Source organism: Candidatus Cloacimonadota bacterium, from assembly GCA_034661015.1.
Taxonomy (GTDB): domain Bacteria; phylum Cloacimonadota; class Cloacimonadia; order JGIOTU-2; family JGIOTU-2; genus JAYEKN01.
In genome coordinates this window covers 8,770-19,949 of record JAYEKN010000093.1, presented here as the reverse complement: position 1 = coordinate 19,949, position 11,180 = coordinate 8,770, and the positions used below count along the sequence as shown (strand labels likewise).

General features: G+C 34.1%; 10 protein-coding genes. 8 read left to right on the top strand and 2 right to left on the bottom strand.

What is annotated here, in order from left to right; genetic code table 11:
• Nucleotides 1-152 precede the first annotated feature (152 nt).
• From U9P79_03575 to U9P79_03550, 6 genes are all read left to right on the top strand, one after another.
• Nucleotides 153-1,103: a hypothetical protein gene (locus tag U9P79_03575; protein MEA2103704.1), complete on the top strand. Its 951-nt coding sequence runs from the start codon at nucleotides 153-155 to the stop codon at nucleotides 1,101-1,103.
• Between the two features lie 25 nt (nucleotides 1,104-1,128).
• Nucleotides 1,129-1,605: a permease gene (locus tag U9P79_03570; GenBank protein MEA2103703.1), complete on the top strand. Its 477-nt coding sequence runs from the start codon at nucleotides 1,129-1,131 to the stop codon at nucleotides 1,603-1,605.
• Nucleotides 1,602-2,129, top strand: a complete 528-nt coding sequence (locus U9P79_03565) for a permease (protein ID MEA2103702.1) — start codon at nucleotides 1,602-1,604, stop codon at nucleotides 2,127-2,129. Before U9P79_03570 ends, U9P79_03565 begins: the two co-directional genes overlap by 4 nt.
• A gap of 36 nt (nucleotides 2,130-2,165) precedes the next feature.
• Complete coding sequence (locus U9P79_03560) at nucleotides 2,166-2,972, top strand: outer membrane lipoprotein-sorting protein (GenBank protein MEA2103701.1); 807 nt, start codon at nucleotides 2,166-2,168, stop codon at nucleotides 2,970-2,972.
• 416 nt (nucleotides 2,973-3,388) lie between these two features.
• The gene (locus U9P79_03555) at nucleotides 3,389-4,621 is read left to right on the top strand and encodes a DUF1302 family protein (GenBank protein MEA2103700.1); all 1,233 of its coding nucleotides are present in this window, start codon (nucleotides 3,389-3,391) and stop codon (nucleotides 4,619-4,621) included.
• Nucleotides 4,622-5,013: 392 nt separating this feature from the next.
• Nucleotides 5,014-6,360 carry an ATP cone domain-containing protein gene (locus tag U9P79_03550; protein ID MEA2103699.1) on the top strand — a complete coding sequence of 449 codons (1,347 nt, stop codon included), beginning with the start codon at nucleotides 5,014-5,016 and terminating at the stop codon, nucleotides 6,358-6,360.
• A 184-nt stretch (nucleotides 6,361-6,544) separates the two neighbouring features.
• Here U9P79_03550 and U9P79_03545 read toward each other — a convergent pair whose 3' ends face one another.
• Nucleotides 6,545-7,168, bottom strand: a complete 624-nt coding sequence (locus U9P79_03545) for an RloB family protein (GenBank protein MEA2103698.1) — start codon at nucleotides 7,166-7,168, stop codon at nucleotides 6,545-6,547.
• Entirely contained in the window at nucleotides 7,168-8,514 is a 1,347-nt protein-coding gene (locus U9P79_03540) for an ATP-binding protein (GenBank protein MEA2103697.1), read from the bottom strand. Before U9P79_03540 ends, U9P79_03545 begins: the two co-directional genes overlap by 1 nt.
• 438 nt (nucleotides 8,515-8,952) lie before the next feature.
• Between U9P79_03540 and U9P79_03535 the strand changes: the two genes are divergently transcribed.
• Nucleotides 8,953-9,921 carry a KpsF/GutQ family sugar-phosphate isomerase gene (locus tag U9P79_03535; protein MEA2103696.1) on the top strand — a complete coding sequence of 323 codons (969 nt, stop codon included), beginning with the start codon at nucleotides 8,953-8,955 and terminating at the stop codon, nucleotides 9,919-9,921.
• 99 nt (nucleotides 9,922-10,020) lie between these two features.
• Nucleotides 10,021-10,998: an ornithine carbamoyltransferase gene (argF, locus tag U9P79_03530; protein ID MEA2103695.1), complete on the top strand. Its 978-nt coding sequence runs from the start codon at nucleotides 10,021-10,023 to the stop codon at nucleotides 10,996-10,998.
• Nucleotides 10,999-11,180: the final 182 nt, after the last annotated feature.

Below are 11,180 nucleotides of genomic sequence, written 5' to 3'. Positions count from 1 at the left end.
ATTGCCGGATTCCTCGTTCTTTTATTCTCGGTTTTCCCGCCAAACAGAAGTTTGGGAGCCTTGGTTTCACTGAATATGTTTACCAGTTTTCTCGGAACTGTAACTATTATGTATCTGCTTTTGTATAGAACAAATGTGTTTTTGGGGAAAAAATGAAACGATATTTGTTAATTTTGCTATTTGTCATTATCTCTTCACCAGTTATTGCAAAAAATGTAACTGATAGCCTATTAGCGCCACAAAGATTTTCTAAATATATTTTGGCGAATAGCGAAATTGGTTATATAACTTTTTTCGACGGAATTGGTAATTTAGATCCACTTTGGTTCGAAGCAAAGTTGGTTCCCAATTATTTAATAAAAACCAAAAACTCGAGAATGGGTGCAGTTTTAACACCAAAAATAATTCTGCGAATGTTTAAAGAAAAGAGCGATCCTGTATTAACACCCAGCTATATGCCTCAAGTAACGGTTTATTCTCAATTAAACGAAGTCTCCGAAACGAGTCCAAAAGTAACTTACTTATTCGTAAGATTTTCGCATCATTCAAATGGACAAGACGGAGATTTTTTCAATGAAAACGGAAGCATAAACACTTATGATGGTAGTTTTTCTACAAATTTTATCGAACTAGGTTTCTTTGTGTCAAAGTTGTTCTCATACCAAGTAAATGCGAATGATTTTTTCAGAACTTCTCTAGAATTTCATCCGAAATATCTGCAAGACGAAGTTCTAAATGACTTATATGGTAATATTCGTTGGCACAATGACTTCCGGATATTTAAATTTTCCAAAGAAGCTTTTACTTTCCTTTTCTCAAGAAACGAAACAGGCGATAACCATCTTAATAAAAATAAAATACGCCCGAGATTCAGAGCGAATATTAACACAACTATCATTTTTGGTGAGATGAAGCATGCGGATACCTTTGATTTTTCAAAACGATTTAGTGGTTCAATAACATTGTCATACAATCCTGAGTTTTTGGAAGATATTCGCTTCTTTATCCAATATTACTTCGGGTCAGATTATTACAACATCCATTTTGAAAACACTTTGAGTGAATTTCGAATCGGATTGATGGCAGATCCATTTGGGGTGTGAGCTTTTTAATTGAAATGGAAATAATATGAATAATGTAATCGGAATAAATGCTATTGTGATAATATTTTTGCTTATCTCATTTTTCAAAGACAAAAAGAAAACAAAAAAATCCCTAAAGTTAGCAATAAAATCTTTGGGGAAATTGGCGCCAGCCATCCTTTCGGTCATCCTGTTGATCGGAATTATTTTTGGGCTGTTATCCGATAAAATTGCTCTTTTGTTTGGTTCGGAAGGAGGAGTTATCGGTTTTTTTTCCATAGCAATTGTTGGAAGCATCATTCATCTTCCAGCCTTGTTAGCATTCCCCCTTGCAAGTTCATTTCTGAAAGAAGGTGCTTCCATAATGTCTGTAGCTGCTTTTCTTACCACTCTAACGATGATCGGATTTGTAACTTTACCACTGGAAATAAAAACTCTCGGCAAAAAATTTGCTATCCTACGTAACCTGTTTAGTTTCGTGATTGCAATTGCAATTGCCCTTTTGATGGGAGTGATTTTATGAAAAATAAAAAACAGAAAAATAATAAAAGGAGCTATATTTTTTTAGGAATTGTCATAATTGCCACACTTATTCTAACGCAATTGTTTCCGACAAAATCTCCAAAAATGTTGAAAACCTCTTACGAATATTTTTTACAGATGGTATTAATATTTCCGGCAATTCTTATTTTGATGGGATTATTTTCAGTCTGGATTTCCAAAGAATTCATTATGAAACATTTGGGGGAAAGTTCCGGTATGAAAGGAATAATTGTCTCATTTATTTTGGGAGCTTTACCAACAGGTCCACTTTTTGTGGCTTTTCCGATGGCTCAGGCTTTTCATAAAAAAGGAGCAAGTTATACGAATATTGTCATTTTCTTATCAGCCTGGGCTTGCATAAAAATTCCGCAGGAACTCGTAGAATTGCGTTTTTTAGGAGCAAAATTTATGTTAGCGAGATTAGGATTGACTATCGTTTTTATTGCAATTATGGGTTTGATAATCGAAAAATTAATGAAAAATACACCTGAAAAAATTATGTAAAAAAATATGGCAAGCAAGCCTAGAAATGGAGAAAAAATGTTGAAACAATTGAAAAACGGATTAATGTCTCAAATAATCTTTAGCGTATTATTTATTACGATCTTGGTTGTATCCGCAAATTTGAATGCTGCTAAAATCACTGGTTTACAGGTTATTAAATATGTTTATAACCGTTCTACCGGAGATGACCAGACTGCAAATCTGACCATGACGCTAATCAATTCTCGTGGCGATGAGAGAGTGCGTGAAATCAAGCAATATCTAAAAGAATTTGACAATATGGAGAAAAAAATAATGTTCTTTATCTCTCCCGCTGATGTCCGCAATACCTCTTTTATGAATTGGAGCTATGACGAAGAAGGTCGCAATGATGATCAGTGGATTTATCTACCGGCTTTGCGAAGAGTCAAACGGATTTCCAGCGACAGTAAAAGCGATTATTTTATGGGCTCTGATTTTACTTATGATGATCTCGGCGACCGTCATCCAAACGATGACACTCACACATTATTGAGAAACGAAACAGTGGATGGGGTGGAATGCTACGTGGTGGAAAGTGTTCCGAAGGAAGAAGAATATATGTATTCCAAAACGAAAATCTGGGTCATTAAAGACAAATGGATCGCCTTGAAAAAAGAATTTTACGATGAAGATGGCGATCTCTTAAAAATTCTTTATGTGAAAGATTATCAGAAGATTAAGGATTGCCTGATTATCACGTTTTCCGAAATGCATAATGTTCAGTCCGACCATAAAACCAAAATGATATTAGAAAATGTGAAATTAGATACCGGAGTATCCGACAGCAAATTTACCGAACGAATGATGAAAAGAGGTATTTAGTTTGGAGTTTTGGAGTAAAATATCCGTGATATTTTTCTTTGGAGTAAAATATCCGCCTGCCTCGTGTCCGCCAGCCGGCGGATTATCTGTTTTATTTATCCCGCCTGCCCAGTGAAATCTATTTTTTTTGATATTTCATTCGGGTGAAATGATTTTATCTTTTTTATTTCACTGGGATTTCACTGGGATTTCACAGGGGTTATATTTTTCTTTGGAGTAAAATATCCGTGATATTTTTCTTTGGAGTAAAAAATCCGTCTGCCCCGTGAAATGATCTTTTTTATTTTACTTCTATGGGGGAATATCTTTTATTAAAAATCCAAATTCTACCCAATTTATCCGAAAAAAATGTATGAATTCCAATTTGCAACATCACGGATGTTGCACTCCAAATTATTACTAAATGAAAGGAAAAAATGAAACATTTACTATTAATAATATTATTTGTAGCAACAATTACGACGTCAAACGCCCAGATCAACCAACGCGGATTTGTCCGAAGTTATCTCGGTGTATTAACTGAACAGGACAATAAGTATTCTGTAGTGCAGAATACTTTTAATTGGAAATTAGAGTATGGCAAAGGTAATGCGGCACTATTTGCAAATCCTGTTTTTGCTTATTCTGGTATCGAAAAAGAATTGGACATCATTTTGAGGCAGGCATATCTTGATTTGTATTTTGATGATTTTGATCTCAGAATCGGAAAACAGCAAATAATCTGGGGCAAAGCAGACGGCGTTTTTATCACAGATGGTATCTCACCACGCGATCTATCCGAATTCATTCTACCGGATTTCGATGAAATTCGCATCGGCATAAATGCCGTTAAATTAGACTATTATCTTGGCAATTCCACCTTCGAAGCAGTTTGGATTCCTACTTTCCAACCAACAATTATTCCTGATACAAATTCTGTTTGGTCACCAAAATTACCGGAATTTCCTATCCCTGTCAGTTTTGACAATTCAAATACCGAAGTTGAAAATAAATTGTCCAACAGCGAAGTAGCCTTCAAATATTCCTATCTCGGAAGTTTTATAGATTTCGAATTGATGACTGCCTATTTGTGGGACGATAATCCGGCAATGCATATTCACCCACAAGTGAATGATACAAGTGCTGTGATAAAATCAGAATACCATCGGCTACCTTTGGTTGGAGCAAGTTTTAGCAAAGCGGTTGGTGGAGCAGTTGTGCGCGGAGAAAGTGCATATTATTTTGACAAACGATTTGCTATAAATTTTCCATCGTACTTTCAAAATTTCCCCCCGGATGGTCTGCAAAAGAAAGATTATCTGCATTATCTTTGGGGATATGACCACAATTGGTTTGATGTGAACGTCAGTTTGCAATTGATTCAAGAGTATATTCTTGATTATGACGATGATATCAGCAAAGATGAATTTACCAGCACAGTCACATTTCTTGCATCAAAAACATTTTTGAACGAAACTCTTCAGTTGGATATATTTGCATATTATGGAATTAATGACGAAAATGCTCTCTTGCGTCCAAAAATAAGTTATGATTTCTCAGATGGATTTAACCTGCTTCTTGGTATGAATCTCTTCTTGGGTGATGAGGGAAATTTCGGGCAGTATAATGAAAATGATATGGTCTATCTGAAAGTCAGATATGATTTTTAACGGATTGTAAATTATTTATAAATCTTGTTTTTCCCTTATCATAATTCGAGCCTATCTGTTAAGTAGTTCAAGCGTCCCCGCTTGAATAAGCACCTTGCGGATGGTTGTTTTCCAACGGGATTTGTTATCCGCAACCTCCGCAATGGTCGTCGTTTAGATTTTTTAACCATTGCGGAGGTTTCCAACCATCCGCAAGGTTTTGGAGTTTACGGACAGGTTCTAATTAAAAACAAAAAACTGTTTTAAACCTCCCGGATGTTGCAATTTTCCTACCATATTTCGTCTTCGGGTCTTCGTGAGAAATTGGGGATAACATTGACATATAAATTCAAAATATTATTTTTCATCAAAATATATACAGAAATAATTATGGAGAATTAAAAAAACTAAAAATGAAAAACCAAAAAATATCACACGTGATAAAACGTAATGGAACAAAAGTCCCTTTCAAACCAATTCGGATCAAGAATGCGATGTATCGTGCTGCTGTAGCGGTGGGTGGTAGAGATAAGAAACCAACAGAAGGGATGACAGAGCAGGTCGTGGAAATCTTGGAAGCAAAATTTCCGAACTTGGAATCACCACACGTGGAGAACATTCAAGATATTGTTGAACAAGTTCTGATAAAAAACGGGCATGATGAAGTAGCAAAAGCATATATTCTTTACCGTAATGAGCAAAATCGAAGAAGGAAACAAAAAAATGAAAAATCATTTCACCCATCGGAAAATATCCCCTGGCATAAATTGTGGAAAGTGCTCAATTGGGCTTCGACAAATAATTTGCATACGATAAAATCGCTAAATAAAAGAATTGAAAAAGGCGAGTTTTCGCACATTGTGTATGAATCAGAAAAAGCCTATGAGTTGGAAGTGGATGTTGCTGCGGAAATGATACTTACCAAAAAAGACAAAATAAAAACGGTGATCATTAGCGGACCATCTTCATCAGGTAAAACCACGACTACGATTAAGATCGAGCAAAGATTGAAAAAGCATGGGCTAAATTTCATTACCTTGAACGTTGATAATTATTTTTTCGATCTTGAAATGCACCCGAAGGATGAATTTGGCGATTATGATTTTGAAACTCCCCAAGCGCTGGATTTGGAGATGATCAATCAGCATCTTCTCGAACTTGTAGAAGGCAGAGAAGTTGCCATCCCATTTTACGATTTCAAAACCGGAACTCGATACTTGCATAAAAAACCGATGAAACTCAAGAATAATGAAATTCTGTTAATTGATAGTTTGCACGGACTTTATCCTGAAATGAGCAAAGACCTGCCGGATGAAAATAAATTCAAACTTTTTCTTGAACCCCTCTTGCAGATGAAAAATTCAAAAGGAAAATATATCAGATGGACGGATTTGAGGATGATGAGGAGAATGCTGAGGGATTCCATGCATCGTGCTTATGACCCGCAACAAACTCTCGAACATTGGCATTACGTTCGTAGCAGTGAACTCCGAAACATCATTCCATATATAAACGCCACCGACTATATAATAAATAGTGCGATGCCGTATGAAGTTGCCTTATATTCTGCGAAAATGATAGAAAATTTTGTGGATTGGACGAAAAAATTTGAAGACGATCCTCTCAAGGCGGATGCATATAAAAGGGCAAAAAGAATAAAAGAATTTCTCGAAGAAGTAAAAGCTGTAGATGATGACTCCGCAGTTCCTTTTAGTTCTGTAGTGCGTGAATTCATCGGTGGAAGTAGCTTAAAATACTAAAAATGCAATCTTGAAACAAAATAAAAAAGCAGGATGATTGTATGGTGTTTCTTGCTGGAGTTTCAAAAATAGTAGTATATTATTTTTAAAAGTTCAGCAGTCAGATTCGAAAATTACACTAATTGAGGGAAATTATGTGATTATAGATAATCTAATATCTAATATTTGGATTGTGGGTATATCACTATTTACTATTAGCAATTAATTTTTCAAATAATTTATATAAATGTGTCCCAATATCGTTAGGCCAATCTTCTTCAGAATTATTGTCTAGTTTTTTCGCATTTTTTATAGCAATTTCAGTTAAAGAGTAGAGTTTGTGATAAGATCCGTGAAACAAGCTATTGCATAATTTTTTACATTTATCCGGTGTATTGATTCTTTTGTTATCTGGTGTAGCGTATGCACATATTGCGTCTTTTTTATGCAATATAAACCACAATTCTAAACAAGGGTTTGATACATACAAGTGATAATTTTTTTGTTTAATAGATTTATTGATTTGTTTAAGTTTCTTATTACCCCAATTATCATAGTCGATTACCAATGAACAAAAATTAAATTTAGATGGATTTATTTTGTTTTTTCCTAAATAATTGTTTAGTCTATCTAAAACATCTTTGGGAGCTGATCTTGTGTCTTTAATCTTTCTGGGAATTGGAATTATTTCAATATTTTCTAATCTTAATTCTTTTTTCAACTCTATACTATTAAAATAATTGTATTCTGTTTTGGAACCTTCGGGAGAGATGTAAAATCTTATAGGTGTACGACATTTGGATTTTCTTGAGTAACGGGAAGGTGGCATTATTGCCCCCCTGAAATATTATCTAAAATTGGAATTGCTCCATACCGACCTTCGAGATAGGCTTTTCTGAGCTTTTTATCAAATCTGGTTAGGAATTCTTCTAATGAATATAGAATGGACTGGTTCTTAATATCTTTTTTGATAAACCATATCTCATCTCTACGAAATTTATTTAGGTCTAATAAAATTAAATCATGGGTCGTTGCAATTAATTGGGAAGGTTTGTTTTCTGTCATTTCAAAAAAGAGTTCAAAAAATTTAGCAGAAACCAAGGAATTAAAACTTCTTCCAAGTTCATCAACCAATATAACTTTTTCAGTATTAATTGCAGTGTAAAGAATAGGTAATAGTTCAAAGATTCTATGGGTTCCGGCTGATTCTTCATTAAAATCTAATTCAACAAAAGATTTACTGTCTATTCTTTTATGTTTTGCTTTTAGCTTTCCAGCAATATATTCACCTGATTCATTCAAATAGATACAATAATATTCGTTGTTATTATTGCTAATTGCGACAATTTCGGTTTTTTCTTGCAGTTTATTTTTTATGTCATTTTTAATAAAGGCTGGTATATTTAATTTGCTGTCGTCTAATTTATATTTATGAAAAGCCAATTTGTCGATTCCAGTATCTAAAATATTTAGATATTGATTAAAAAAAGCATATAATTTTTCATCCTTTTTAATTTCTATTTGAATTCCGTGAAATTTTGACTGTGGTGTAATAACCATTAGTATTTTATCAAACCACCTATAAACCTCTCTATAATGTTTTTCGATAGTATTAGGGTTTTTATCATTTAAAACAGTTAGAAGTAACTGGTTATCACGAACTTCGAGCATACAAGATTTTCTAACTAATTTCATGTCATCATTATTTATTTTATTTTTATATTCAATGTTGTTTTTACCATTTATAAAATTCCTGATAAAATAGTAATTCTCTGAATATTTTGTTACACTTTTAAGCCATTCTGATTTTATTACATTATCCTTAATCTCAAATCCATATTCGTAACAATTATTGTTAATGTATATCTCAAATTGGAATTTTGAAGGATTTGTATTATTTTTTAATAGTTTAAAATTTGTAATATTTATTAGCTTCTTTGATTTTGAACCATTTACTATAAAATCTTTAGCAAATAAAATGGCTTTTATAAGATTAGTTTTACCGGAGGAATTGGCTCCATATAAAACCGATGATTTTAAAACGTCCGTGTGTTTCTTTTTTTCAGTTTTATAGATATGATTATTCTTTTTTCGAAGTCTTCCATTTGGATAAAGACTTAATTCCTGTTCTTCAAAAATTGATAGAAAATTGGCAACCTTAAAATTAATTAGCATATCTTCTCCTAATGTGATAATTGTTCGCCAAAAACAAAATGTTAGGATAATATGTAAAGAAAATCATTAATAAATGTGAAAAAATCACTTTAAAATGAAATGATTGAAAAGAGTTTCTCGCGTTTTTTTAAAATTAATATTTATTAATCATAATTAAAAAAACATTTTTTCAGCATAGTATTAAGTATATTTTATTACTGAGCATAATTGACCTCGTCGAATATTTTTGCGGAAAAGATAGAGTTGGATAAAAACAAAAGGCTTTCTAAAGAGCAAATACAGGGATTAGCACCACTAAAAAATATTAGATCCTAAAAGTGAGAATTACAATGAACAATTTTAGACAGTTTTATGGAAAAATAATTGCAAATAATTTGACTGAAAATACCATAAATTTCTAAACGGTTATAAACATAAAAAGGAATAGGCAGGATGATAATGAGTATTAATGAAGAAATAAAAAAAATTATCAGTCAAGAAGCTCGAGCATTGACAGAACTTTCGCAGAAGATTCCTATTGAAATCAATTCTGTGATTTCAGAAATTTGCATATGCAAAGGTAAAATCGTAGTTACCGGTATGGGCAAAACCGGTATAATTGCCCGAAAAATCTCAGCCAGTTTGGCAAGCACCGGCACAAATTCAGTTTATCTTCATCCCGCTGATGCAATTCATGGCGATTTGGGCATGGTAATGCGAGATGACATAATAATTATGATTTCTAACAGCGGAGAAACCGAAGAACTTATTGAAATGATCCCCTATTTTAGAAATCACAATAATCGAATTTTCTTGATGACCGGCAATTTATCATCAAGCCTTGCCAAAGAAGCGGATTTTGTAATGGACATCGGAGTTCCAAGCGAATTCGAGCCTTTGGGAATTGTTCCAACTGTTAGCACTACCACTGCACTCGCAATGGGAAATGCAATCGTTTCAGTAGTAATGAAGCAGAAAAATTTCCAAAAAGAAGATTTTGCTTTGCGACATCCGGGCGGATTTATCGGAAAACGGTTGCTTCTCAAAGTGAAAGACATTATGCATTCGGGTAATGAAAATCCGGTTGTAAAACAAGATGTAAGCCTTAAAAACGCAATTCTTGTAATGACATCAAAGGGTTTGGGATGTATCAATATTGTCAACGATGAAGGAAAACTTGTTGGAATGATCACGGATGGTGATTTGCGAAGAATCCTGCAAGAACACAAAAATCCCCTTAATATGGAAATAAAAAGTTTGATGACATCCAATCCGATCCATATCACACCCCAAACTTCAGGCATTGACACTTTGGAGTTAATGGAAAAACATGCGATTACGATGCTGCCTGTGGTGGATGATGATGGAAAGCCAATTGCTTTGGTTCATATGCACGATTTGATCAAAGCAGGACTTGTGAAGAAATGAACGTAAGTCGAACATCCCTGTTTTGAATCGTAAGTCGAACATCCCTGTTCGTCCCAAACTTTTAATTTGTAAATAAATAAGCATAAAACAGGAGAAAAAATGACATTAAATCTAAAAGGAAGAAGTTTCCTCACGCTAAAGGACTTCTCTGGCAAAGAGATCGAAGGATTGATCAATCTGGCGATTGATTTGAAAAAACAGAAAAAAGAAGGAATTTTAAAGAAAAAAATGGAAGGGAAAAATATCGCCCTTATTTTTGAAAAAGCCTCAACAAGAACGCGTTGTGCATTTGTAACCGCTGCCTTCAACGAAGGAGCACATCCTGAATTTTTGGGAAAAAATGATATTCAAATCGGGAAAAAAGAAACTGTGAAGGATACTGCACGTGTGCTTGGCAGAATGTTTGACGGAATAGAATTTCGCGGATTCAGCCACAAAAGCGTGGAAACATTAGCGAAATATGCAGGTGTACCGGTTTGGAACGGACTCACCGATGAATTCCACCCAACTCAGATCCTTGCAGATTTTATGACGGTTAAAGAAAATTTCCAAAAGTTAAATGGAATCAAATTTGCCTATCTTGGAGACGGAAGAAATAATATGGCAAATTCTCTGATGATCGGGGCTGCGAAAGTGGGAATAGATTTTCGCATAGTTGCCCCAAAATCTTTGCATCCTGCCGACGATCTTGTGAATCTTTGTAACGAATACGCAAAAGAAACCGGAGCAAAAATAACTCTTACCGATTCTATAGATGAAGGCGTGAAAAATGCTGATGTGATTTATACAGACGTTTGGGCTTCGATGGGTGAAGAGGACAAAATTCCAGAAAGAATAAAATTGTTAAAACCTTATAAAATTACCCGAAAAATGTTAGATAAAACAGAGAATAATGATGTGATTTTCTTACACTGCCTTCCCTCTTTTCATAATCACGAAACTCTTATGGCACAGAAATATCCTGATATTTGCGAAGTGGAAGAAGAAGTTTTTGAAAGCAAAAATTCAAAAGTTTTCGATGAAGCGGAAAATAGGCTTTGGACAATTCAGTCCGTGATGGTAAGCACAATTTCTTGAATTAAATTCACTCTTTACCGAGCCGTGACGAATTTGAGAAACTCGAGTCGGACGAACTTTTTTAGCTCCAGAGGAGCGTCATATTTGTAGCCGAATGTGTAAGCATTCGGTAAAAATGACGGTGAAAATTAGAGCATCAGAGATGCGACATTAATTCGAACAACTATCTTTGCGAAAGTGAA